This window comes from Herbaspirillum sp. GW822-FHT03A08, assembly GCF_058801885.1.
Map to the genome: position 1 here is coordinate 36554 of NZ_JBXANR010000005.1, position 25253 is coordinate 61806.

The 25253-nt window shown below is 56.8% G+C and carries 22 protein-coding genes and 1 pseudogene; 18 read left to right on the forward strand and 5 right to left on the reverse strand.

The window, feature by feature from the left end; all coding sequences use genetic code 11:
* Positions 1 to 108: 108 nt before the first annotated feature.
* The 10 genes from nuoG to AC1RN6_RS16365 all read left to right on the forward strand — a co-directional run bounded on the left by nuoG (position 109) and on the right by AC1RN6_RS16365 (position 11569).
* A complete protein-coding gene (gene nuoG / locus AC1RN6_RS16320; RefSeq protein WP_493006491.1) occupies positions 109 to 2436 on the forward strand; it encodes an NADH-quinone oxidoreductase subunit NuoG in 2328 nt (775 codons plus the stop codon).
* A complete protein-coding gene (nuoH, locus tag AC1RN6_RS16325) occupies positions 2436 to 3515 on the forward strand; it encodes an NADH-quinone oxidoreductase subunit NuoH (protein ID WP_493006492.1) in 1080 nt (359 codons plus the stop codon). Before nuoG ends, nuoH begins: the two co-directional genes overlap by 1 nt.
* A gap of 24 nt (positions 3516 to 3539) precedes the next feature.
* A complete protein-coding gene (nuoI, locus tag AC1RN6_RS16330) occupies positions 3540 to 4028 on the forward strand; it encodes an NADH-quinone oxidoreductase subunit NuoI (protein WP_050477753.1) in 489 nt (162 codons plus the stop codon).
* Between the two features lie 140 nt (positions 4029 to 4168).
* Positions 4169 to 4813: an NADH-quinone oxidoreductase subunit J gene (locus tag AC1RN6_RS16335; RefSeq protein WP_493006493.1), complete on the forward strand. Its 645-nt coding sequence runs from the start codon at positions 4169 to 4171 to the stop codon at positions 4811 to 4813.
* Between the two features lie 14 nt (positions 4814 to 4827).
* The gene (gene nuoK, locus AC1RN6_RS16340) at positions 4828 to 5136 is read left to right on the forward strand and encodes an NADH-quinone oxidoreductase subunit NuoK (RefSeq protein WP_050477751.1); all 309 of its coding nucleotides are present in this window, start codon (positions 4828 to 4830) and stop codon (positions 5134 to 5136) included.
* Between the two features lie 125 nt (positions 5137 to 5261).
* Positions 5262 to 7379 carry an NADH-quinone oxidoreductase subunit L gene (gene nuoL, locus AC1RN6_RS16345; RefSeq protein WP_493006494.1) on the forward strand — a complete coding sequence of 706 codons (2118 nt, stop codon included), beginning with the start codon at positions 5262 to 5264 and terminating at the stop codon, positions 7377 to 7379.
* Between the two features lie 27 nt (positions 7380 to 7406).
* Complete coding sequence (locus tag AC1RN6_RS16350) at positions 7407 to 8897, forward strand: NADH-quinone oxidoreductase subunit M (protein ID WP_493006495.1); 1491 nt, start codon at positions 7407 to 7409, stop codon at positions 8895 to 8897.
* A 167-nt stretch (positions 8898 to 9064) separates the two neighbouring features.
* Entirely contained in the window at positions 9065 to 10576 is a 1512-nt protein-coding gene (gene nuoN / locus AC1RN6_RS16355) for an NADH-quinone oxidoreductase subunit NuoN (protein WP_493006496.1), read from the forward strand.
* Positions 10577 to 10588: 12 nt separating this feature from the next.
* Positions 10589 to 10903, forward strand: coding sequence for a DUF2818 family protein (locus AC1RN6_RS16360; RefSeq protein WP_493006497.1), 315 nt, complete (start codon positions 10589 to 10591; stop codon positions 10901 to 10903).
* A 102-nt stretch (positions 10904 to 11005) separates the two neighbouring features.
* Complete coding sequence (locus tag AC1RN6_RS16365) at positions 11006 to 11569, forward strand: NUDIX domain-containing protein (RefSeq protein WP_493006498.1); 564 nt, start codon at positions 11006 to 11008, stop codon at positions 11567 to 11569.
* 95 nt (positions 11570 to 11664) lie between these two features.
* On the opposite strand, the gene AC1RN6_RS16370 is transcribed toward AC1RN6_RS16365, so the two are convergent.
* On the reverse strand, positions 11665 to 12759 hold the full coding sequence (locus tag AC1RN6_RS16370) for an alpha/beta fold hydrolase (protein ID WP_493006499.1): 1095 nt from the start codon (positions 12757 to 12759) through the stop codon (positions 11665 to 11667).
* Positions 12760 to 12939: 180 nt separating this feature from the next.
* Positions 12940 to 14616: an electron transfer flavoprotein-ubiquinone oxidoreductase gene (locus AC1RN6_RS16375; protein ID WP_493006500.1), complete on the reverse strand. Its 1677-nt coding sequence runs from the start codon at positions 14614 to 14616 to the stop codon at positions 12940 to 12942.
* A gap of 256 nt (positions 14617 to 14872) precedes the next feature.
* Between AC1RN6_RS16375 and AC1RN6_RS16380 the strand changes: the two genes are divergently transcribed.
* The 6 genes from AC1RN6_RS16380 (at position 14873) to AC1RN6_RS16405 (ending at position 21114) form a co-directional block, all read left to right on the forward strand.
* On the forward strand, positions 14873 to 15283 hold the full coding sequence (locus tag AC1RN6_RS16380) for an acyl-CoA thioesterase (RefSeq protein ID WP_493006501.1): 411 nt from the start codon (positions 14873 to 14875) through the stop codon (positions 15281 to 15283).
* Between the two features lie 141 nt (positions 15284 to 15424).
* A complete protein-coding gene (locus AC1RN6_RS16385; protein WP_493006502.1) occupies positions 15425 to 16576 on the forward strand; it encodes an ABC transporter substrate-binding protein in 1152 nt (383 codons plus the stop codon).
* A 314-nt stretch (positions 16577 to 16890) separates the two neighbouring features.
* Complete coding sequence (locus tag AC1RN6_RS16390) at positions 16891 to 17781, forward strand: branched-chain amino acid ABC transporter permease (RefSeq protein WP_493006503.1); 891 nt, start codon at positions 16891 to 16893, stop codon at positions 17779 to 17781.
* 5 nt (positions 17782 to 17786) lie between these two features.
* Positions 17787 to 19754, forward strand: coding sequence for a branched-chain amino acid ABC transporter ATP-binding protein/permease (locus tag AC1RN6_RS16395; RefSeq protein WP_493006504.1), 1968 nt, complete (start codon positions 17787 to 17789; stop codon positions 19752 to 19754).
* Between the two features lies 1 nt (position 19755).
* Positions 19756 to 20484, forward strand: a complete 729-nt coding sequence (locus AC1RN6_RS16400; protein ID WP_493006505.1) for an ABC transporter ATP-binding protein — start codon at positions 19756 to 19758, stop codon at positions 20482 to 20484.
* 204 nt (positions 20485 to 20688) lie between these two features.
* Positions 20689 to 21114, forward strand: coding sequence for a hypothetical protein (locus tag AC1RN6_RS16405; protein WP_493006943.1), 426 nt, complete (start codon positions 20689 to 20691; stop codon positions 21112 to 21114).
* Here AC1RN6_RS16405 and AC1RN6_RS16410 read toward each other — a convergent pair.
* Positions 21057 to 21446 (reverse strand): annotated as a pseudogene (locus AC1RN6_RS16410) (winged helix-turn-helix transcriptional regulator); the annotation flags it as partial. The gene AC1RN6_RS16405 and the pseudogene AC1RN6_RS16410 overlap by 58 nt on opposite strands.
* Before the next feature lie 42 nt (positions 21447 to 21488).
* On the opposite strand from AC1RN6_RS16410, the gene AC1RN6_RS16415 reads away from it, so the two are divergent.
* Complete coding sequence (locus AC1RN6_RS16415) at positions 21489 to 21947, forward strand: hypothetical protein (protein ID WP_493006506.1); 459 nt, start codon at positions 21489 to 21491, stop codon at positions 21945 to 21947.
* A gap of 62 nt (positions 21948 to 22009) precedes the next feature.
* On the opposite strand, the gene oxlT is transcribed toward AC1RN6_RS16415, so the two are convergent.
* Together oxlT and AC1RN6_RS16425 are read right to left on the reverse strand one after the other, a co-directional pair.
* Positions 22010 to 23281, reverse strand: coding sequence for an oxalate/formate MFS antiporter (gene oxlT, locus AC1RN6_RS16420; RefSeq protein ID WP_493006507.1), 1272 nt, complete (start codon positions 23279 to 23281; stop codon positions 22010 to 22012).
* 247 nt (positions 23282 to 23528) lie between these two features.
* Positions 23529 to 24299, reverse strand: coding sequence for a GntR family transcriptional regulator (locus AC1RN6_RS16425; protein ID WP_493006509.1), 771 nt, complete (start codon positions 24297 to 24299; stop codon positions 23529 to 23531).
* A 212-nt stretch (positions 24300 to 24511) separates the two neighbouring features.
* Between AC1RN6_RS16425 and AC1RN6_RS16430 the strand changes: the two genes are divergently transcribed.
* Positions 24512 to 25132 (forward strand): LysE/ArgO family amino acid transporter, encoded by a 621-nt coding sequence (locus AC1RN6_RS16430; RefSeq protein WP_493006510.1) that lies wholly within the window; start codon positions 24512 to 24514, stop codon positions 25130 to 25132.
* Positions 25133 to 25253 lie beyond the last annotated feature (121 nt).

A 25253-nucleotide genomic window follows, 5' to 3' on the forward strand; every position in this document is an offset into this window, starting at 1 on the left:
CGACATAGTTAGCGATAAAGTTGAGCAGCACGGCAAGATATGCGATCGGCGATAAAGCAGGGCGCATCTCTTCAAGGTCAAAAGAATACTTAGCTTGGGCAAAAAGCCATGGTTGAAATCGAAATAGACGGCAAAAAAGTTGAAGTGCAAGAAGGCAGCATGGTTATGGATGCTGCCAACAAAGTCGGCACTTACATTCCTCATTTTTGCTATCACAAAAAATTATCCATTGCGGCTAACTGCCGCATGTGTCTGGTCGACGTGGAGAAGGCGCCGAAGCCGTTGCCGGCTTGCGCCACACCGGTGACCGCCGGCATGATCGTCCGTACAGCGAGCGACAAGGCAGTCAAGGCGCAAAAAGGCGTCATGGAATTCCTGCTGATCAATCACCCGCTGGACTGCCCGATCTGCGATCAGGGCGGCGAGTGCCAGTTGCAGGATCTGGCTGTCGGTTACGGCGGTTCGGTGTCGCGTTACGAAGAAGAGAAGCGCGTCGTTCCTCCAAAGGACGTCGGCCCGCTGATCTCCATGAAGGAAATGAATCGTTGCATCCACTGCACACGTTGCGTACGTTTCGGCCAGGAAGTCGCCGGCGTCATGGAACTGGGCATGCTGGGCCGCGGCGAGCACTCCGAAATCACAACTTTCGTCGGCAACACCGTCAATTCCGAACTGTCCGGCAACATGATCGATCTGTGCCCGGTCGGCGCGCTGACATCCAAGCCGTTCCGCTACGCTGCGCGTACCTGGGAATTGTCGCGCCGCAAATCGGTCAGCCCGCACGACAGCCTCGGTTCCAACCTGATCGTTCAGGTCAAGGGCGGCAAGGTCATGCGCGTTCTGCCGCTGGAAAACGAAGAAGTCAATGAATGCTGGATCTCCGATAAAGACCGCTTCGCCTACGAAGCGCTGGATAGCGAAGAGCGTCTGACCAAGCCGATGCTCAAGCAAGACGGCAAGTGGCAGGAAGTCGAATGGCAAGTTGCGCTGGAATATGTCGCACACGGTCTGCGCAATATTCGTCACGAACACGGCGCCAGCGCCATTGCAGCATTGGGTACACCGTACTCGACGCTGGAAGAACTGACATTGCTGCAAAAAGTTGTGCGCGGCATGGGTTCGGAAAATATCGATTTCCGTCTGCGTCAGTCCGACTTCGCACTGGACCATCAAGTTAATCCTTGGCTGGGCATGTCGATCGTCGAGTTCTCGCAATTGAACCGCGCTTTCATCATCGGCTCTTTCCTCCGCAAGGATCATCCGCTGCTGACCGCGCGTCTGCGTCAGGCAGTCAAGAGCGGCGCCAAGGTCAGCATTCTGCACGCGACCGACGACGATCTGCTGATGCCGATTGCCAACAAAATTATCGCGGCACCGTCGGCATGGTTGTCCGCACTGGGTGAAGTTGTTGCCGCCGTGGCGCAAGCCAAGGGTGTCGCTGCGCCAGCCGGTTTCGACGGCGTGGAAGCGTCGCAAGCTGCCAAGCAAACTGCCGCCAGCCTGCTGTCCGGCGAATCCAAGGCAGTTCTGCTGGGTAACGCCGCTGCACAACATCCGCAAGCATCGCAACTGCACGCTGCGGCGCAATGGATCGCTGAGCAAACAGGTGCCAAGTTCGGTTATCTGACTGAAGGCGGCAACACCGTCGGCGGTTATCTGGCCAACGCGATTCCGGGCAAAGACGGCGCCAACGCGCTGCAAGTCTTCGCGCAACCGCGCAAGGCATACCTGCTGCTGAACGCCGAACCTGAACTCGACAGCTACGATCCGCAAGCAGCGACTGCAGCATTGAAGCAAGCTGAGATGGTTGTTGTGATGTCCGCTTACAAGCATGGCGCAGATTACGCCGACGTCTTGCTGCCGATCGCACCGTTCACCGAAACATCCGGTACCTTCGTCAATGCCGAAGGCCGTGCACAAAGCTTCAACGGCACAGTCAAGCCATTGGGTGACGCACGTCCGGCATGGAAGGTTCTGCGCGTATTGGGCAACCTGCTGGGTCTGACCAACTTCGATTACGAAACATCCGAGGCTATCCGCGGCGAAGTCATCGGTGCCGAAACCGATCTGGCGGCGCGTCTGAACAACGTTTCCAAGCTGGGTCTGCAAGCATCCAACGGTGCTGCAAACGGCGCGCTGGAACGTGTTGCCGATGTACCTATTCACTTTGCCGATGCGATCGCACGCCGTTCGCCGGCGTTGTTGCAAACGCAAGACGGCCAGGCGCCGAAGGCATGGTTGTCGACAGCATTGTCGCAAAAGCTGGGGATCGCAGCTGGCGACCGCGTAAGCGTCAAGCAAGGGCAGGGCAGCGCATTGCTGACTGCCGGTATCGACAAGACATTGCCGGAAAACGTCGTGCGTGTGGCGGCAGCCCATGCAAGCACCGCTAATCTGGGCAGCATGTTCGGCGCAATCGTTGTGGAGAAAGCGTAATGGATCAACTGATTGCCAATATCAATGCAGTTGGCCCCAACTATCTGGGGACGGCATGGCCGTACGTGTGGACTTTCGTCTGGAGTCTGTTGAAGATTCTGGCCGTATTGATCCCGCTGCTGGTAAGCGTGGCCTACCTGACTTACTGGGAACGCAAGCTGATCGGCTGGATGCACATCCGTCTCGGCCCTAACCGCGTGGGGCCTGCAGGTTTGCTGCAGCCTATCGCCGATGCGCTGAAACTGATCTTCAAGGAAGTCACGACACCGTCGCGCGCCAACAAGGTCCTGTTCTTCATCGCGCCGATCATGACCATCATGCCAGCGGTGGCTGCATGGGCTGTAATTCCTTTCGGACCTGAGTCGGTGATCGCAAACGTAAATGCCGGTCTGCTGTTCGTGATGGCGATCACCTCGATGGAAGTCTACGGCGTCATCATCGCCGGCTGGGCATCCAACTCGAAGTACGCTTTCCTCGGTGCGATGCGTGCATCGGCGCAGATGGTGTCCTACGAAATCTCGATGGGCTTCTGCCTGGTCGTGGTGCTGATGGTTTCCGGCAGCCTGAACATGATCGACATCGTCACCAGCCAGGGCAAGGGTTACTTTGCTTCGCACGGTCTGGGTTTCCTGTCGTGGAACTGGCTGTCGCTGCTGCCGATTTTCGTGATCTACGTGATTTCGGGTATCGCTGAAACCAACCGCCATCCATTTGACGTGGTTGAAGGCGAGTCGGAAATCGTTGCCGGTCACATGATTGAATACTCGGGTATGTCATTCGCCATGTTCTTCCTGGCTGAATACGCCAACATGTGGCTGATTTCCATACTGGCGTCGCTGCTGTTCCTGGGCGGCTGGGCATCGCCGGTCAGTTTCCTGGACTTCATCCCAGGCTGGATCTGGCTCGGTATCAAGACGTTCCTGGTGGTGTCGCTGTTCGTCTGGGTGCGTGCATCGTTCCCGCGCTACCGCTATGACCAGATCATGCGTCTGGGCTGGAAAGTGTTCATTCCGCTGACGCTGGTGTATCTGGTGATCGTTGCGACCTGGATGCAGACCTCGTGGAATATTTGGAAGTAATGGATAAAGGCTGAGGTGAGAAGCATGGAAGCTATTAAAGATTTTTTCAACAGCCTGCTGCTGCGGGAGCTGTTCAAGGGCCTGGCCCTGACAGGCCGCTATCTGTTTGCGCGCAAGATCACGATTCAATTCCCGGAAGAGAAGACGCCGCAGTCGCCGCGTTTCCGCGGTCTGCACGCTCTGCGTCGCTACCCGAACGGTGAAGAGCGTTGCATCGCCTGCAAACTGTGCGAAGCGGTCTGCCCGGCAATGGCGATCACGATTGAATCGGAGCAGCGTGATGACGGTTCGCGTCGCACCACACGTTACGACATCGATCTGACCAAGTGCATTTTCTGCGGTTTCTGCGAAGAATCCTGCCCGGTCGATTCCATCGTCGAAACACATATTCTCGAATATCACGGTGAAAAGCGTGGCGACCTGTACTACACCAAGGAAATGCTGCTGGCCGTTGGTGATCGTTACGAAAATGAAATTGCTGCTGCACGTACGGCAGACGCTGCGTATCGTTAATTGAGTTCGGGACGGCATGCCGGTTTGTTAGTTGTTGCGTGCCGCTGAGATGATCGGGTCTGAAGTTTGTTGGGTGGTCTGGCCGATGGGGCAGGCGATCGAATGATCTGATACTGGTTTAGCCAACTTTTTGGTTGATTATGGAATTTAAAACTGTCTTGTTCTATGCGTTTTCAGTGATCCTCGTGCTCGCTGCATTACGCGTTATCACGGCCCGCAATCCGGTGCATGCGGCCCTGTTTCTCGTGCTGGCGTTTTTCTCGGCGGCCGGTATCTGGATGTTGCTGAAGGCGGAATTCCTCGCCATCGTGCTGGTGCTGGTGTATGTCGGGGCGGTGATGGTGCTGTTCCTGTTCGTGGTGATGATGCTGGATATTAATCTCGACAAGATGCGAGAGGGATTCTGGGGTTACTTCCCGCTGGCGGCAACCATCGGCGTGGTCATCGTGCTGGAAATGGCTGCAGTTCTGCTGCGCAGCTTCTGGGCTCCGGAAGCACAAGTTCCGGCTGCGGCAAATACCATCGGCGGCACCAAGGCGCTGGGTATGCTGATCTACACCGAATACGTCTACGCGTTTGAAGTTGCTGCAGTGATCCTGCTGGTTGCGATTGTCGCCGCTGTTGCGCTGACACTGCGCCGTCGCAAGGACAGCAAATACTTCTCTCCGGCTGATGCCGTCAAGGTCAAGAGCACCGATCGTGTGCGCCTGGTCAAGATGAAGTCTGAATCTACCCGCAACACCGGCGACGATGCTCAGGCATCCGGTGCGGAACAACAATCTTAAGGAGCGGTGCAATCATGACTCTTTCGCTCTCGCATTACCTGATCCTCGGCGCGATCCTGTTCGCGATCTCGATCGTCGGTATTTTTCTGAATCGCAAGAACATCATCGTGCTGCTCATGGCAATCGAGTTGATGTTGCTGGCGGTGAATATGAACTTCATTGCTTTTTCGCATTATCTTGGCGACGCAGCAGGACAGATCTTCGTGTTTTTCATTCTGACCGTCGCTGCTGCTGAGTCCGCAATCGGTCTGGCTATTCTGGTGGTGCTGTTCCGTAATCTGGACACCATCAACGTGGAAGACCTGGACACACTCAAGGGATAAGCGCGCAGTACAGCATTAATGCATTTCGCAGTGCATGTAGATTGAATTTAAATTTCATTTAAAGATGGGTGTTCTCCGAGAGTCCTCGTGATTCGAAGAGAACCCAAATAGCGATAAGGTTCATCATGGCGGGGCAACTTAACCCACATCTTCTTTTAGCCGTACCACTGGCGCCGTTGGCCGGTTCTGCGATCGCAGGCCTGCTCGGTACGAAATTCTTCGGCAATGTAGTTGGCCGCAAGGTGTCGCACACGGCAACCATACTCGGCGTATTGATTGCACTGATCATTTCCGTCCAGACCTTATTGGCGGTGATCGACGGCGCAACCTACAACGGCACGCTGTACACCTGGATGACCGTTGCCGGCCTGAAGCTGGAAGTGGGCTTCCTGATCGACAGCCTGACGGCGATGATGATGTGCGTGGTGACCTTCGTGTCCCTGATGGTGCACATCTACACCATCGGCTACATGAAAGATGACGACGGCTACAATCGCTTCTTCTCGTACATCTCGCTGTTCACGTTCTCGATGCTGATGCTCGTCATGAGCAACAACTTCCTGCAACTGTTCTTCGGTTGGGAAGCGGTGGGTCTGGTTTCTTACCTGCTGATCGGTTTCTGGTACACCCGTCCGACCGCGATCAAGGCCAACATGAAGGCCTTCCTGGTCAACCGCGTCGGCGACTTCGGCTTTATCCTCGGTATCGGCCTGTTGCTGGCTTATGCCGGTTCCATGAACTACGGCGAAGTGTTCGCCAAGCGCGGCGAGCTGGCGCAACTGACATTGCCTGGCACTGACTGGATGTTGCTGACAGTGGCATGTATCTGCCTGTTCGTCGGCGCGATGGGTAAGTCGGCGCAGTTCCCGCTGCACGTCTGGCTGCCGGACTCGATGGAAGGTCCGACCCCGATTTCCGCACTGATTCACGCTGCAACGATGGTTACTGCCGGCATCTTCATGGTGTCGCGCATGTCGCCGCTGTTTGAACTGTCCGATACCGCCTTGTCCGTGATTCTGGTGATCGGTGCAATTACTGCACTGTTCATGGGTTTCCTCGGCACGATGCAAACCGACATCAAGCGCGTTGTTGCGTATTCGACTCTGTCGCAACTGGGTTACATGACTGTCGCACTGGGCGCTTCGGCCTACTCGGTCGCAGTGTTCCACCTGATGACGCACGCATTCTTCAAGGCCTTGCTGTTCCTTGGTGCAGGCTCGGTCATCATCGGTATGCACCATGATCAGGACATGCGCAACATGGGCGGCCTGCGCAAGTACATGCCAATTACCTGGATCACTTCGCTGCTGGGTTCGATGGCGCTGATCGGTACACCGTTCTTCTCCGGTTTCTACTCGAAGGACAGCATCATCGAAGCGGCTGCCGCATCGCATCTGCCAGGCTCCGGTTTTGCCTACTTTGCCGTGCTGGCCAGCGTCTTTGTGACCGCGTTCTACTCCTTCCGCATGTACTTCATGGTGTTCCACGGTGAAGAGCGTTTTGGCAAGGCAGACGCACACGGCCACGATGATCATCATGCTCCCGTCGCTGCACATGGCGCCCACGATGATCACGGCCATGACGCTCACGGCACGCATGGTGCACACGATGACCACGCTCATGACGATCATGAACATCACGGTCTGGCCCCGGGGCAGAAGCCGCACGAGTCGCCGCTGGTTGTGACGCTGCCGCTGATCCTGCTGGCGATCCCGTCGGTCATTATCGGTTTCCTGGCAATCTCGCCTATGATCTTCGGAGATTTCTTCAAGAACGTGATTTTCATCGGTGAAAACCACAAGGCAATTGAAGAGCTGGCGGAAGAATTCCATGGCCCTGTCGCGATGGCTGTGCACTCGCTGACATCCGCGCCGCTGTGGCTGGCAATTGCCGGTGTTATCGTGGCTTACTACTTCTACATGGTCAACCCGCGCGTTCCGGCCTGGTTCAAGGAAAAGTTCAGCGTGATCTACACCATCCTGGACAACAAGTACTACATGGACAAGTTCAATGAAGTCGTGTTTGCCGGTGGCGCACGCTTGTTGGGCACCGGCCTGTGGACTATCGGCGACAAGGGCCTGATTGACGGTCTGATCGTCAACGGCAGCGCCAAGGTCGTCAACTGGTTCTCGAAAGTCACGCGCCTGTGGCAATCCGGTTACATCTACCATTACGCTTTCGTGATGATTATTGGGGTACTGGGTTTCCTGGTTTGGTTCATGCCGTTTCCGTTTGCCAAATAAGTTGGCGGAGTAAAGTAAATAACAACCATGATGCAGTCAACTTTTCCTCTCCTTAGCCTTGCGATCTGGTGTCCGGTCGCGTTTGGCGTGCTCGTCCTGGCAGTGGGCCGTGACGAAAATCCATCCATCGCGCGCTGGCTGGCCTTGCTCGGCGCCGTCGTCAGCCTGCTGGTCACCATCCCGCTGGTCCTGCATTTCGATGCGGCTGCGCATGGCTACCAGTTCGTTGAAAAGACGCCTTGGATCGACCGTTTCAACATCAGCTATTTCCTCGGTATCGACGGTCTGTCGCTGTGGTTCATCCCGCTGACCGCTTTCATCACGGTCATCGTGGTGCTGGCCGGCTGGGAAGTGATCCAGAAGCGCGTCGGCCAATACATGGGGGCCTTCCTGATCTTGTCCGGTTTGATGATCGGCGTGTTCTCAGCGCTCGACGGCATGCTGTTCTACGTGTTCTTCGAAGCGACGTTGATCCCGATGTTCATCATCGTGGGTGTGTGGGGCGGAGCGAACCGCGTGTACGCAGCGTTCAAGTTCTTCCTGTACACCTTGCTCGGCTCGCTGCTGATGCTGATCGCCTTGATCTATCTGTACATCGTGTCCGGTGGCAGCTTCGAGATCCCGACATGGCATCAACTGCCGTTGTCGATGCTGGAGCAAAAACTGCTGTTCTTCGCATTCCTGATGGCCTTCGCAGTCAAGGTGCCGATGTGGCCGGTGCACACATGGTTGCCTGACGCTCACGTGGAAGCGCCTACCGGTGGTTCCATCGTGCTGGCGGCAATCATGCTGAAGCTGGGCGCGTACGGCTTCCTGCGTTTCTCGCTGCCGATCGCCCCTGATGCCAGCCACGCGCTGTCCGGTTTCATGATCACCTTGTCGCTGATCGCCGTCATCTACATCGGTCTGGTTGCGCTGGTTCAGCAGGATATGAAGAAACTGGTGGCGTACTCGTCGATTGCTCACATGGGCTTCGTCACGCTGGGCTTCTTCATGTTCAACGACATGGCAGTGCAGGGCGGTATTGCCCAGATGATTTCCCACGGCTTCGTGTCGGGCGCAATGTTTATGTCGATCGGTGTGCTGTACGACCGCATGCATACCCGTGAAATCGCGCAATACGGCGGTGTGGTCAACAAGATGCCGCGCTTTGCAGCCTTCTTCATCCTGTTCTCGCTGGCTAACTGCGGTCTGCCTGCGACATCCGGTTTCGTCGGCGAATTCATGGTTATCCTGGGTGCCGTCAAGTTCAACTTCTGGATCGGCCTGTTGTCCGCGACTGCTCTGATTCTGGGTGCGGCTTACTCGCTGTGGCTGACCAAGCGCGTGATCTTCGGCGCGGTGACCAATCATCATGTTGAAGAACTGACCGACGTCAACAAGCGCGAATTCTTCATCCTTGGTTTGCTGGCAATCGCAGTATTGGTGATGGGTCTGTACCCGGCGCCGGTGACCGACACCATGCAGACTTCGGTGTCGGACCTGCTCAAGCATGTAGCGGTATCCAAGATTAATTAAGTAAGAAGTGTCGGCACAGCCACAGCGTTGCCTTGCTGTGCTGCGCCGACACCATGCAGCAATTCGGTACGACGTTTCGATATAAGCCGGTCACATGTTTCGCACGGCTGAAAACGGCGGCAACGGTAAGCGGACAAAATACGCGGACGAAAATAAGCGGTAACTAAATGAACAACATGAATCTGATCCCTGTCTATCCGGAAATATTTCTGCTGATTGCGACTTCCGCAATTCTGCTGATCGATATGTTTTTGCCGGATGCAAAACGCGTCATCACCTACCTGCTGTCATTGTTGGCGCTGGTGGTCTGCGCAGTGTTGACCTTCACCAACTACGCAAGCGGAGAGACGGTCTACACCTTCAGCAACATGTTCGTTTCGGACCCGTTGTCCAGCCTGCTGAAGCTGTTCTCCTACCTGGCCATCGGCCTGACGCTGATCTACGCCCGTCAATACAACAGCGACCGCGCCATCGTCGGCGGCGGTCATCTGGGCGGCGAGTTCTACGCGCTGGCGCTGTTCTCGCTGCTGGGTCAGATGGTCATGATCTCCGGTAACAGCTTCCTGTCGATTTATCTCGGTCTGGAACTGATGTCGCTGTCGCTGTATGCGCTGATCGCTCTGCGCCGCGACAATGTCGGCTCGACTGAAGCGGCGATGAAGTACTTCATCCTCGGTGCACTGGCTTCCGGTTTCCTGCTCTACGGTATCTCCATGCTGTATGGCGCGACCGGTTCGCTGGAATTGAACGACGTCTTCCGCGCCATCGTGTCCGGTACCGTTGACCGCAACGTGCTGGTGTTCGGTATCGTCTTCGTGGTCGCAGGCCTGGCGTTCAAGCTGGGTGCTGTTCCTTTCCACATGTGGGTCCCTGACGTTTATCACGGCGCACCGACACCAATGACACTGCTGATCGGCGGCGCGCCGAAGCTGGCTGCGTTCGCCATGGTGTTCCGCCTGCTGGTGGAAGGCCTGCTGCCCCTGGCAATCGACTGGCAGCAAATGCTCATGGTGCTGGCAGTCTTGTCCATCATCATCGGTAACGTGACGGCGATTGCGCAAACCAACATCAAGCGCATGCTGGCTTACTCGACCATCTCGCACATGGGCTTCATGTTGCTGGGCATGATGTCGGGCGTGGTTGACGGCAACCTGTTCCAGGCCGTCAATGCCTACAGCTCGTCGCTGTTCTACGCAATTACCTATGTTCTGACAACGCTGGGCACCTTCGGCGTGATTCTGCTGATGGCGCGTTCCGGTTTTGAAGCCGACACGCTGGACGACTTCAAGGGCCTGAATCAACGCAGCCCTTGGTTTGCCGCGATCATGCTGATCCTGATGTTCTCGCTGGCAGGTATTCCTCCGATGGTCGGCTTCTACGCCAAGCTGTCGGTGTTGCAAGCGGTGCTGGGTACAGGCCAGATCTGGCTGGCCGTGCTGGCAGTCGTGTTCTCGCTGGTTGGTGCGTTCTACTACCTGCGCGTTATCAAGAACATGTACTTCGATGAGCCTGCCGACAGTGGCAAGATCACCGCAAGTTTCGACGTTCGTGTCGCGCTGAGCCTGAACGGTCTGGCAGCACTGGTCATCGGTCTGTGGCCTGGTCATCTGATGGATGCGTGCACCAACGCAATCGTCACGACGCTGGCGACATTCCTGAGCAAAGTCATCGCAGCCTAAGCGAATCTACCGGTGAATGTTTCTCTACTGAGCTGGTGTGTCATCCTGTTGGCGGTCCTGGCCGCCAACCTGCCTTTCTTTAATCAGCAGTTGTTCGCGCTGATCCCTCTGAGCAAGTCCGCCGCATACCGCAAGCCGGTATGGGTGCGACTGCTTGAACTCATCGTTCTGTACTTCCTCGTTGGTGCCATTGCCCGTTTCTTCGAAGCGAGCATCGGTAATGCATTTGCGCAGGGCTGGGAATTTTATGCCATCACCGCGTGTCTGTTTCTGGTGTTGGCGTATCCGGGTTATGTGGTGCGCTACCTGCGCAAGAGCCACGCTTAGCCAGTTCTGGACGCGATGCTGAAACGTCCGCGCTGAACTGCGCGCAGGCATGCGGCGCAGTATTTGATTCTTTCATTCACAATCACTGCATACCGGTCCCGTATGGATACTCATCTCAAAGAAAGCAAGATAGACGGCGAGCTAGCCTACGAAGGCCATTTTCTCAACGTCCAGTGCGACAAGATTCTGCTGCCGGACGGCAAGCAGAGTGTGCGTGAGTACATCAAACATCCTGGCGCCGTTGTGATTCTGCCATTGTTTGAAGATGGCTCGGTATTGCTGGAAAAGCAATTCCGTTATCCTCTCGATCAGGTATTCATTGAATTCCCAGCCGGGAAGATCGATCCGGGCGAAGATCATCTGGAATGCGCCAAGCGCGAGCTGCAGGAAGAAACCGGCTACACCGCCACCGACTGGCAATTCGTCTGCACCATCCACAACGCCATCGCCTATTCGGACGAGCATCTGGACATCTATCTTGCGCGCGGTCTCACTGCCGGTGAGCGCAAGCTGGACGAAGGCGAGTTCCTCGATATCTACAAGGCGCCGCTTTCCGAATTGCTGGAGCAAATCCGCCAGGGCAAGGTAACCGACGTCAAGACGGTGATAGGCGCCTTCTGGCTGGAGAAAATCATCAACGGACAATGGACCTTGCCGGGCGTCTGACTGGCAGGCGATTTCTCAGAATAAAAGAAAAAGGCTTCGATAGGTATCGAAGCCTTTTTTACTTGGGGACCTCGCCTTGCACTCCTGGTTTGAGGCTAACGTTGCGGCAGCGTTTTCAGAAATGCGCCAACTTGCTGCGCATAGAACTTCGAAAAGCTCGTCGTTCCATGCCCGCGTGTTTCTGCACTCGCCGAGATCAGATATAACTCGGCATTCTTCAGTTGCTTCAAGGCCGCGACCATAGTGCCGGTTTCTGGTGGATTGCGCTCGTCGTCGGCAGAATTGATCGCCAGCACCGGCGCCTGTATGCGCGTCAGATTCGGCATCGCATTGAAATCGGCAGAGGATCCCCACTGATAGATGAAATCGTTGGCGTCGGCCGTTACCGGCGCGTTCAAGCGATCGTCGACGATCTTGTCGGCCTGCGCGCGCGTCGGCGCCAGCGCCTGGTAGGCGAGGGTGCCGCCGGCAGTGGCAATGCCGAACATGGTATTGGCAAGGCGTAGCGACGGCGGTTGTGCGGTGTAATTGCCGCCGTTCCATGCCGGATCCTGCTTGATCGATTCCACCAGCATGCGCCGCATCATCCAGTTGCGGCTCGCCATCTCGATCGGCTGCGACGCCATCGGCACCAGCCCGTCCATCATCGTCGGATACATTTCGCCCCACATCCACGTCTGCATGCCGCCCATGGAATTGCCCATGACCAGGCGCAAGTGTTTGATACCCAGGCCTTCCGTCACCAGGCGGTACTGCGCCAGCACCATATCGGCGTAATTGTATTGCGGGAATTTAGCGCGCAGGCCGTCGGACGGTTTGGCGGATTTTCCGACGCCGATGGCGTCCGGCATGATGAGGAAATACTTGCTGGCGTCGAGCGCTTGCCCTGCGCCGAGCATCTCGCCGGCAAAGTCCTTGCCGACCATGTCGGCGCCGCTGCGATAGGTGCCGTGCAGCAGCAGTACCGCCGGATTGGCCGGGTCGCCGGCGGTGGCGTAATGCAGTTTGAAATTGTTCAGCGTTTCGCCGGTGTGAAAGGTGAAGCTCGGTGCAATCCAGTCAGCCTGACGATAACCGGGATAGTCCGCTGCCCGGGCGGTGGAGCAAAGCAGGGCGGAAGGCAGCAGTGAAAGCAGCGATAGTGACAACGACAGCGGGGCGATGAAGCCTGAGGCAAGTCTCCGGATCATTTTTATAGTCCTCGTAAGATGGTCTTATGGGAGAGCCCATACTAAAGGATATTCGTCGGCATCGCAGGGCGCGTCATTGCATCAATGCGACAAGGGCGAGGTCGAAACAAAAACGGCGCTTCGTTTGAGGAAGCGCCGTTTTGTTTTTCACGAATTTTTGAAACACTGCCGCAGCCGAAATTACATATTCGAATAATTCGGTCCGCCGCCGCCTTCCGGCGTCACCCACACGATGTTCTGCGTCGGATCCTTGATGTCGCAGGTCTTGCAGTGCACGCAGTTCTGGGCGTTGATCTGTAAGCGATCGGTATTGTCGTCGTTCTTCACGAACTCATACACTCCCGCTGGGCAGTAGCGCGCTTCCGGCCCGGCATATTTCGCCAGATTGACCCCGACCGGCACCGACGCATCTTTCAGCGTCAGGTGAATCGGTTGGTCTTCCGCATGGTTCGTGTTGGAGATGAACACCGACGACAGGCGATCAAAGGTCAGTTTGCCGTCCGGCTTCGGATACGCAATCGGCGAGAAGTCCGCGGCCGGCTTCAGGCATTCGTGGTCTGCATGCGAATGATGCAGGGTCCACGGCGCCTTGCCGCCGAACAGCACCTGATCGATGCCGACCAGCAGCGTGCCGGTGTACAGGCCTTTGCTCATCGACGGCTTGAAGTTGCGCGCCTTGTACAGTTCTTCATGCAGCCAGGACTTCTCAAACGCCGCGCTGTACGCCGTCAGCTCATCGTACTGGCGATCATTGCCCAAGGCCTCAAAAACAGCTTCTGCGGCCAGCATGCCGGTCTTGATGGCCGCATGGCTGCCCTTGATGCGCGACGCATTCAGGAAGCCCGCATCGCAGCCGATCAGCGCACCGCCCGGGAAGGTCAGTTTCGGGAGCGATTGCAAACCGCCGGCCGTGATCGCGCGTGCGCCGTATGCCAGACGTTTGCCGCCTTCAAAGAACTTGCGGATTTCCGGATGTGTCTTGTAACGCTGAAATTCTTCGTACGGAGACAGATAAGGATTCTCGTACGCCAGACCGACGACATAACCGACAGCGACCTGATTATTTTCCAGGTGATACAGGAAGGAGCCGCCGTACGTGCCGCTATCCAGCGGCCAGCCGGCGGTGTGCACCACCAGACCGGGCTTATGCATCTTCGGATCGATTTCCCAGATTTCCTTGATGCCGATGGCGTAAGTCTGCGGATCCTTGCCGGCGTCGAGCTTGTACTTGGCGATCAGTTGTTTGCCCAGATGGCCGCGCGCGCCTTCGGCGAAGAAGGTGTATTTCGCATGCAGCTCCATGCCCAGCTGGAAAGCACCGGTCGGCTCGCCGTGGCGATCCACGCCCATATTGCCGGTGGCGACGCCCTTGACGGAGCCGTCGTCGTTGTACAGGATTTCCGCCGCGGCAAAGCCGGGGAAGACTTCCACGCCCAGCGCTTCAGCCTGCTGGCCCAGCCAGCGTACGACGTTGGCCAGCGAGATGACGTAGTTGCCGTGATTCTGGAAACAAGCTGGCAGCATCCAGGACGGAGTCTTGTATGCCTTGCTGGCGCTTAGAAAAAGAAAGCGGTCTTCGGTCACTTCCGTATTGAGTGGGGCGCCGAGTTCTTTCCAGTTGGGAAACAATTCGGTGATCGCCTGCGGATCCATGACCGCGCCGGAGAGAATGTGAGCGCCGACTTCGCTGCCTTTTTCCAGCACGCAGACCGAGACTTCCTTGCCGGCTTCGGCGGCCAGTTGTTTGATGCGGATGGCCGAGGACAGTCCGGCCGGGCCGCCGCCCACAACGACGACGTCGTATTCCATCGCTTCGCGCGGACCGTATTGCGCGAGCAAGTCTTGAGTTTGAGTCATGGAGTGTCCCGTATAGTTTTGGTTGGAATATTTGCGAACGATCGTGCTATTGTTCAGTATTTTGCGAGAGAATGCTAGTCTCATCCGCAAAATATGTTCGCGACGCTAGGCATTTTATTTGATTTTTGCCAATTCCCTTGTTCTTGTGTGGAAATGCGTTCGCGATGTGAAACGCTACATCGCCGGATGAAATAAATTCAACAATCACATGAGCAAGATCGACCAAGATTGATGCTTACGAAGAAAGGCACTACCGATGTCCGACAAGATCCTGATTCACACCTCCACCATGAAGATCCGCTGGGGCGACATGGACGCCTTCGGCCACGTCAACAACACCGTCTATTTCCGCTACATGGAGCAGACCCGTATCGAATGGCTGGAGTTCGCCATCGGAGGCATGGTGGAAGACGGTCTGGGCCCGGTGATCGTCAACGCCCAGTGCACCTTCCGGCGCCAGCTCAAGTACCCGGCAGACATCGAGATCCGCATGTATGCTGTGGAACCGGGCCGCTCGAGTGTGGAAACTACCTATGAGATCCGACGTGTAGATCAGCCGGAAATCATCTATGCTGAGGGCGGAGCCAAGATCGTGTGGGTTAATTTCAAAGAAGAAAAATCGGTCCCGTTGCCTGACAGCATTCGTCAGATCCTGACGAAGTTGTAAGTTTCGAGAAAGGTAGATGGGACAGAATCAGCGACGATAACGGTGCCTCAGAACAACGCAGAACAACTGACGGCCCGGCAAGAATTGAGTTAGACCACATAAAGATGGCCAACCAAGATAATTACACCAGGAGGAAGACAAATGTCATACAAGACCCAAGCTTTGGTTGCAGCAGCACTGCTGAGCCTTTCCCTTTCCAGCCAGGCAGCTGATCCGATCAAGATCGGCGTATCTGGCCCGTTCACCGGCGGTTCCGCGCCGATGGGCGTCTCCATGCGCGACGGCGTCAAGCTGGCCGTGGCAGAAATCAACGCCAGCGGCGGCCTGCTGGGCCGTCAGGTGCAGATCGTTGAACGCGACGACGAAGCCAAAAACGAGCGCGGCGTGCAGATTGCACAAGAGATGATCAACAAGGAAAAAGTCGTCGCTACTGTTGGTTACGCCAACACCGGCGTCGCACTGGCTTCGCAGCGTTTCTATCAGGAAGCCAAGATCCCCGTGATCACCAATGTCGCCACCGGTTCCGTGGTCACCAAGCAGTTCGAAAAAGACAAAGACAATTACATCTTCCGCACTTCGGCCAACGACGCAATCCAGGCCAAGATGCTGGCTGACGAAGCCATCGACAAGCAAAAGTACACCAAGGTCGCGATTCTGGCCGATTCGACCAACTACGGTCAATTGGGACGTGAAGATCTGGAAAAAGCGCTGGCTGCTAAAAAGATCACTCCTGTCGCCATCGAAAAATACAATCTCAAAGACGTCGACATGACTGCCCAGTTGCTGAAGTCCAAGCAAGGCGGCGCGCAAGTCGTGCTCACCTACGGCATCGGTCCTGAACTGGCGCAGATCGCCAACGGCATGGAAAAGCTGAACTGGCACGTGCCTATCATCGGCAGCTGGCCGCTGTCGATGGGTAACTTCATCGACAACTCCGGCAAGAACGGCAACGGCGCACGCATGCCGCAAACCTTCATCCAGGACGGCGACACGCCAAAGCGCAAGGCCTTCATCGAAGCCTACCAAAAGGCTTACAAGGTTGACCGCATGCCATCGGCTGTTTCCGCAGCCCAAGGCTACGACTCGATCTTGCTGCTGGCAGCTGCGATCAAGCAAGCGGGCAGCACCGACGGCGACAAAGTCCGTGGCGCGCTGGAAAGCCTGAACACCAAGATTGAAGGTGTTGTCACCACGTACAACAAGCCGTTCACTCGCGACGATCATGAGGCCATCAAGCCGAACATGGTCGTCATGGGCGAAGTCAAAAACGGCCGCGTTGTACTCGGCAAATAAAATCTGACGACAGTGTAATTCGTCGTTAAAGCATAAAGGCCAGTCCTTGCGATCCGGGGACTGGCCTTTTTCGCAGAGTCTGTTGACGATTTTTTAACTTGTATCGGAAATGACGGAAATGTCGCAGCGACGAGCGTGCATCCACCGGCTACAAGCCGTGGTGACCGGCGTCTGCAAGGTGGCCGAAAGAGCAGGGCGCAAGGCATAACCCTGGCTCATTTGTCCGTACCTCATTCTTCATTTTCCTGCTTGCGCTAAAAGTCCCGGCAAACTCAACCCGCCATTCAATGGCAGCCGCTTCTTGGGTAGAAATAATGGATATTCTGTTACAGCTGGTTTTCAGCGGCATCGCGCTAGGCATGATCTACGCGGTGATCGCATTCGGTTATCAATTGACCTTCGCCACCTCCGGCACACTGAACTTCGGCCAGGGCGAGGCGCTCATGCTGGGCTCGCTGGTCGGTCTCAGCGTCGTCGGCAACATACACGGCGGCCCCTATCTCAACTACTGGCTGATGATCCCGATCGTGCTGGTCTTCGGCGCATTGCAAGGCATGTTCGTCGAATGGATCGGCGTACGTCCGGCGATCAAGATCAAGTCCGAATTCGGCTGGATCATGTCGACCATCGCGCTGGCGATCATCTTCAAGAACGTCGCAGAAAACATCTGGGGCAAAGACGACCTGCCTTTCCCGAGCCCACTGTCCGGCTCCCCGTTCCAGATCTTCGGCGCCAACGTACAGCCGATGCAAGTGCTGGTCGTGGTCGGCGCATTGGCCATCATGCTCGCGGTCGAGCTGTTCAACCGCAAATCGATCTACGGCAAGGCCGTGGTCGCGACGTCCAACGACCGTGACGCCGCCGGCCTGATGGGCATCAATACCAGTGTGGTGATCACATTCTCCTACGCACTGTCCTCCGCAACCGCAGCCTTCGCCGGCGTGCTGGTGGCGCCGCTGACATTGACCGGTGCGACCATGGGCGCCGCGCTCGGCCTTAAGGCATTTGCGGTCGCGATTATCGGCGGCCTGACCTCGGGCATGGGCGCCATCGTCGGCGGCCTGATCCTCGGCATCGCTGAAACCGTCACCGGCTTCTACATCTCGACCGGCTACAAGGAAGTCCCAGGGCTGCTGCTGCTCCTGCTGGTGCTGGCGGTCAAACCTGCAGGCCTGTTCGGCAAAACTGCGATCAAAAAGGTCTGATGAACATGAACAAGAAAATCCTCATTCTCTCGCTCCTCGGTGTCGCCGCGCTCGCGGTGTTACCTCTTTTCGTGCGCAATCCCTACTACCTGCATCTGGTCGAAACCATCCTGATCTACGCCATCCTGCTGTTCGGTCTGGACATCGTGGTCGGCTATACCGGTCAGGTCTCGCTGGGCCACGCCGGTCTGTTCGGCATCGGCTCGTACACCGCCGGCGTGCTGTATTTCAAACTCGGCCTGCCGCTGCTGCTGACGGTGCCTGCCAGTATTGCCGTCACCGCCGTGTTCGGCGCCATCCTGGCCTTGCCGGCCCTGCGCGTGACCGGTCCGTACCTGGCGATGGTCACGCTGGCCTTCGGCACCATCATCCAGATCCTCATCAATGAGATGACCTTCCTCACCGAAGGCCCGATGGGTATCAAGGTCGCCAAGCCGATGATCGGCGGCGACAAGATGACCGAAGTCGAGTTCTTCTACGTCGTCGCCATCCTCATGGTGGTCTCCCTGATCGTGGTTCACCGCATCCTGCGATCCAACCTCGGCCGCGCCTTCCAGGCGTTGCGCGACAGCCCGATCGCATCCGATTGCATGGGCGTCTCGGTGTACCGCTACAAGGTCTATGCCTTCATCATCAGCGCCGCACTGGCCGGTCTGTCGGGCGCCTTGTATGCCTATTCGGAAGAGTACATCTCGCCGAACACCTACAACTTCGAACTGACCATCCTGTTCCTGCTGGCGGTGATCATGGGCGGCCGCAAGTCGCGCATCGGTTCGCTCATCGGCGCGCTGATTGTGGTCATGTTGCCGAGCCTGCTGTCGGACATCGAACTGTTCCGCCAGATCGCGACTGTCGCAGCCGTGATCGTCGTCATCGGAGGCGTCGCTTCCGTGATCAAGAAGGTCAAGACCCCGCGTGAGATCCTCGTGCCGGTGGTCGCCACCGTCCTCATGGCAGCGTTCTCCTACAAGCTGGAAAACATCACCGACTGGCGTCTCACCATCTTCGGCCTGATGACGCTGTTCGTCGTCTATTACCTGCAAGACGGTATCGTCGGCTTCTGCCGCAGCCTGTTCGGTCGCATGCTGAGCAAGCGTCCGTCGTCAACCTTGCCGGCGCAGCAAATTGCCGGCGACAAGACCCAAGCCGTCATCACCACCGCCGCCGTCAAGGAAGACGGCGCAACCCTGCTCAAGGTCAATCAGGTGCTGATGCAGTTCGGCGGCCTCAAAGCCCTGAACAAAGTCGACCTCGACGTGCGCAAGGGCACCGTGCACGGCCTGATCGGCCCCAACGGTTCCGGCAAGAGCACCATGATGAACGTCCTCACCGGCATCTATCGTCCGACCGACGGCGCTGTCGAATACGACGGCCGCGCCATCACCGGCCAGACGCCATCGCTGATCGCTTTGGGCGGCGTGGCGCGCACCTTCCAGAACGTGCAGCTGTTCGGCGAAATGAGCGCCACAGAAAACATCCTGGTCGGCCTGCACCACACCTTCACCAGCAACGTCGCGGACGTCATCATCCATAGCCCGCGCTACAAGCGTGAAGAGAAAGCCGCACGCGAACGCGCCGCTGCGATTCTGGAGTTCGTCGGCCTCGCCGATCTCGCCAACGAAGAAGCGCGCAACCTGCCATACGGCAAACAACGCCTGCTCGAAATCGGCCGCGCCCTGGGCCTGAACCCAAGCCTGCTGCTGCTCGACGAACCGGCCGCCGGTCTCACCGCGCCCGACATCAAGGAACTGGTCGCCATCATCCGCAAGATCCGCGATGTCGGCATCACCATCATCCTCATCGAGCACCACATGGACGTCGTCATGTCGATCTGCGACACCGTCACCGTGCTCGACTTCGGCCAGAAGATCGCCGAAGGCAAGCCGGCCGAAGTGCAGGCCAACCCCAAGGTGATCGAAGCCTATCTCGGCGGCAGCGCCGGCGATTCCACACCAACCACCGCGGGAGCTTGAGATGTTGACGATTTCGAATTTGCAGGCCGCTTACGGCAAGGTTGAAGTGCTGCACGGTATTTCCATGGAAGTACCGAAAGGCAAAGTGGTCACCCTGATCGGTTCCAACGGCGCCGGCAAAACCACCACCATGCGCGCCATCTCCGGCATGATCAAACCGAAGGGCGGCACCGTCACCCTCGGCGGCAAAGACGTCACCGGCCAGGACTCGCACAGGATCGCGCGCGCCGGTCTCGCCCATTCACCCGAAGGCCGCCGCGTCTTCGCCACCATGAGCGTCACCGACAACCTGCTGCTGGGCGCTTTCCCGCGCTTCACGCGCGCCCGTCCCAAGGGCGACATCGCCCACGATCTGGAACGCGCACTGGAGCTTTTCCCGCGCCTCAAGGAGCGTCAGACGCAACTGGCCGGCACCTTGTCCGGCGGCGAACAGCAAATGCTCGCCATGGCCCGCGCCGTGATGCTCAACCCGGAAGTCATCCTGCTTGACGAACCGTCAATGGGCCTCGCGCCCATCCTGGTCGACGAGGTGTTCCGCATCATCTTGCGATTGAAAGAGCAGGGTATTACGATGCTGCTGGTAGAACAATTCGCCGCGGCAGCACTGAACGTCGCCGACTACGGCTATGTACTGGAAAATGGCAAAATTTCCGTACACGGCCCGGCCGACAAACTGCAGAACGACCCGGCGGTCCAGGCAGCCTATCTCGGCGGTGGCGCACATCATTAATCAATAACATGCCAAGCCGGCAACCGGATACTCAGGCGCGCAGTACGCTGCGCGCCGGGTATATTAAGGAGGAGACATACCTCTGAGACCTGACTAGGGTGCGCTGCGGCGCACCTTTTCTTTTTGTGGCCACATTTATATCTTTAGTGGCCAAATAAAAAGAGATTAATAACTACACAAGACGCTTCTTCAAGGAGATGGGATATGGACAAGTTAGTCGTTCAGCTTAAGCATTGTTACGGAATTCATAAGTTTGAAAACGATTTTGATTTTTCATCTCCGACAGATCGTTCCAAGAAGGCCAAAGCCTATGCAATCTATGCACCAAATGGATTGATGAAAACCTCTTTTTCCAAGACTTTCGAGAAAATTTCTCGAGGAGAGAGTCCCAAAGAGGAGCGATACGACCGGCCAAGTGAGTGGCTCGTCGAGGTAGATGGAAAAGCTATTTCGCCTAGTCAGATCTTTGTTTTGAAATCGGAAATTGATATCGGCGAAGAAAGTAATGCTGTAACCAATATTCTTGTCAATCCGGAGAGTAAAAGTAGATATGACAATCTTCTGGTTGAAATTGAAAAGCAAAAAGGCAAGGTTGTTCCTTTGCTCGCTAAATTGACCCTCTCTAACTGATCCAGTTTCCACCGCCTGGCAAAGGCTGCGACACGGTCGTACGACCCTTCATATCCCAGAGCGCAAAGATCTACGTGCATCTGTTTCAGACTGCGTTTTTGCTTTCGAGATTTGGTCGATTCTGTTCTAAGCCAAGTGGATAGCTTGAACGCATACTTATCAAGAGCGCTGGGCGATTTTCTGTCTGCATAGACAGGCTCTATGGTTTCAGAGCGTATGTACCGTCTAACGGTATTTCTTGAAATGCCTAAGCGCCTAGAGATCTCTCTCAGTGAAATCTGGTCACGAATGTGCCAGCGTCGAATAATTCCAATTAAAGCCACGTCGATCACTCCAAACTCCTACCTAAATGCCTAGGTAGGATTGTGTCGTAAATGTGGGTCAACTCTCCGTGCAAAAATACGGCCAAAGTGGGTCAAATTTCGGCGCAAATCAACAATTCGAGCGATCAGCGGTTAATCAAAGATATTTTGTTTATCGTGACTGATAAAATTTGCAGTAAAGACCATCACGATGGTTTGAATTTGGAAGATAAAGTTTCGTTGTCTATGGCGATACGCATGCGAGCGGAAATTTTTTTGATCAATGAGCTTCGTAGAATAAAAAAAGAACCAGAATATTGGAGTGACTCTATGAGTCAATTTGGTTCTCTTATGAAGGAGTACAAAACCTTGAACTCCGCATCTCCCTCATTGCAGATTTTGGAAAAAGTTAGTATCACAGTTAGCTCAAACATACATCTCAACTCTTTTATGTATGAACCTATTCTTGACTTAACTATTCATCATCTGATCAAGCTATATGGCGAAGTGAATGGTCTGAAATCAATTTGAGTATTCGAAATAAAAAATACAGTCATGGCAGGACGTCATGACTGTATTAAATAATTTTCTATTTAGATAGTTTTTGCCAAATACCGCTTCCGCCAAGGCTTCAACACCAGCAACGCCAACACCGCCGCCAGAATATCCAGCGTAATCGCCGTCCCGAACACAGGATGCCAGCTACCGGTCTTCTCGTGCATCAGCGCAGCCAACGGTCCGCCGAGGATCGATCCTATCCCTTGCGAGATATACAGCCAGCCGTAGTTGGCGGTGGCGTTGCGCGTGCCGAAGGTGTCGGTCAGTGTCGACGGGAACAATGAAAAGATCTCGCCCCAGCCGAAGAACACCACGCCTGACAACAGCACGAACAGCACCGCGTTCTCACGCGTCATGAGCCACAGCGCCATGGCGATGCCTTCGAGGGCGAAGGCGAAGAACATGGTGTTTTCGCGGCCGAAGTGATCCGATACCCAGCCGAAGAACGGACGCGTCAGGCCATTGGTCAGACGGTCGATGGTCAGCGCCAGCGGCAGTGCGGCGAGGCCGAACACCATCACGTTGGCGACGCCGAAGTCGCGCGCGAAGCTGGCCATTTGCGAGGTCACCATCAGGCCCGAGGTGGACATCATGGTCATCATGCAGAACATCAGCCAGAACAGCGGCGTGCGCAGCATCTGGCGCGGTGTGAGGTCGTTGCCGGTGGATTGCGCGACGCGCGTTGCCGGCAGCGCCGTCATCGGCTCCGGTGAGCGCAGTGCTTGCGAGGCGACGACGCCGATCACAGCGAAGATCAGGCCGAACTGCCACAGCGTGCTTTCCAGTCCCTGGCCGGCGAGTGCGGATGAGATCGGGAAGGTGGTGAGGATCGCGCCCATGCCGTAACCGGCGGCGACCATGCCGACCGCAAAGCCGCGGCGGTCAGGGAACCAGCGCACCATCTGGCCGACCACGCCGACATACACGATACCGGTGCCGAGTCCGCCGACCAGGCCGTAGCTCAGGTACAGCATACCAATACTGGAGGCTTGCGACGCCAGCACCCAGCTCAGGCCCGACATGACGGTGCCGATGGAGATCAGGCGGCGCGCGCCGAAGCGTTCGATCAATCCGCCCTGGAACGGCGAGAAGAAAGTCTGCAGCACGATCAGCATGGAGAAGGTGATCTGCAGCTCGGACAGCGGCACGCCGAGTTTGGCCGAGAGCGGTTTGGTGAACAGCGTCCATACGTATTGCGGGCTGGAGATCGCCATCATGCAGATCAGGCTGATCAGCAGCTGGAACCAGCGGTTCTGGAGCAGGCCCTGCGCGCTGGCAGGGGCGGATGTTTCAGTCAGAGTGGTCATGCGTTTTCTCCTGAAGTAAGAGGGATGGAGCGCGTTGCCGGTGGATTGTTAATTTATGTATGCATAAATTCGCGGCGAACGAATGCAGGATTCGTGCCATTGAGCATGCATTGCCATGGCGTAGCGGGGGAGCGCCGCGCACGCCGTAGAAAGCAAGCCCGGTCCGGCGAGATGCGGGAGGTAATCAAGAGGAAGCGCAGGCTGGGCGCGGCTGTCAGCGCCCGGTAAGCTGCACTAAATGTGTGCTTTAGCCGAAGCGTTTGCGCCGCGCGGGTGCCGGCGAAGGATGCTGGGCCATCTCGGTGCGGACGTGTTCCAGCCGGTCAATGGTGATCTGTTCGACGACGGCGTGGCTGTCTTTGATGTGGCGTTCGACCAGTGCGCCAGCCTGCGCGGCGTCGCCGTCGGCAATGGCGTCGAGGATGGCGGCGTGTTCGTTGTAGGTGTCGGCGATGCAGTCGCCATAGGCGAAGTCCAGGCGCCGCATGATGCGGATGTGTTCGGTGACTTGACGGTAGACGGCATCGGTCTCCGGATTGCCGGCGGCGGCGACCAGCGCGAGGTGAAATTGCTCGTCCAATGCGGCGACGGCGAGTCCGTCCTTTGCGCGTTTTCTGGTCGTCACGCGCCAGACGGCGTTGGCTTCGGCCAGCAGCGTGTCGCGGGCGGAGGTTGGCCTGCCCGGATCGCAGAGGCGGCGCACCGCGTGCAGCTCGATCATTTCGCGCAGGTCGTAGAGCGCGGCAAAGCGCGAGAAGTCGATCGGCACCACTTCCCAGCCGTTGCGAAAGTAGCCGCGCACCAGACCTTCGCTTTGCAGCCGCATCAGCGCTTCACGCACCGGCGTGCGGGAGACTTGCAGGCGTTCGGCGACGTCGTTCTCGGCAAAGCGGTCGCCGGGCAGCAGGCGGAAAGCGAAGATGTCGTCGCGCAGTTTTTCATAGACGGTTTCCGCGAGCCGCAATGCAGGGCGCCGGGTTGCGTCGTCAGTCGGGTGCACCAATGGTTTCGTTGTCATGCGATGGCGGTGGCGGTGGCTCCTGCGGCGTCGTTTTCAGGTAGCGGCGACGCGGCCGGGTGCAGAGTTCGATTACCGGCAATGGTAGCGCATGGCTTCCCGGTCTGCTTTACATATTCGGCTTCCGTTGCGCAGGATGCCACTGCTGCCGGTCAAGCCGACGACGGCGATCCGGTGTAAGGTAGCGGATTTTCTCAGCGCCATTTCTCTGCATGATCGACGCATTCAAAGCCTCCACCGCCGGATTCAGCCTCAGCCTTTCACTCATCCTCGCCATCGGGTCGCAGAACGCCTTTGTGCTGCGCCAGGGTTTGCGTCGCGAGCATGTTTTCCTGATCTGCCTGACCTGTTTTCTCTCCGACACGGTGCTGATCTTTGCGGGCATTGCCGGGTTCGATGTGGTTATCGCCAGGCTGCCGTGGCTGGAGCAGGCCATGCGCTACATCGGCGCTGCCTTCTTGTTCGCCTATGGCGCCAGAAGTTTGTGGTTGGCGTTGCGATCTTCCGCTGCGCTGGCCGCCGGCGACGCGACTCCGCAGCCGCTGAGAAAGACGCTGCTGATCTGTCTGGCATTGACCTGGCTCAACCCTCACGTCTATCTCGATACGGTATTTTTGATCGGCTCGATTTCTACCCAATACGACGGACAGAAGATTGCCTTTGCGCTTGGCGCCGGCGCGAGTTCGCTGCTGTTTTTCTTTGCGCTGGGTTATGGAGCGCGGCTGCTGCAACCTTTGTTCGCGAGGCCGGTTGCGTGGCGGGTTCTGGACGGACTGATCGCCGTCATCATGTGGAGCATTGCGTATTCGCTGGTGCGGCATGCGGGAGTGTGATCGTCGGTAAAGTTGATCAATCGTCAACGCAAGAAGTGCATTGACCGGAAATCACCCCGTTTCATTTGATTTTGAATCGTCAGCACTGCTCATAAAATATTCGGGATAAACATAAGGAGAA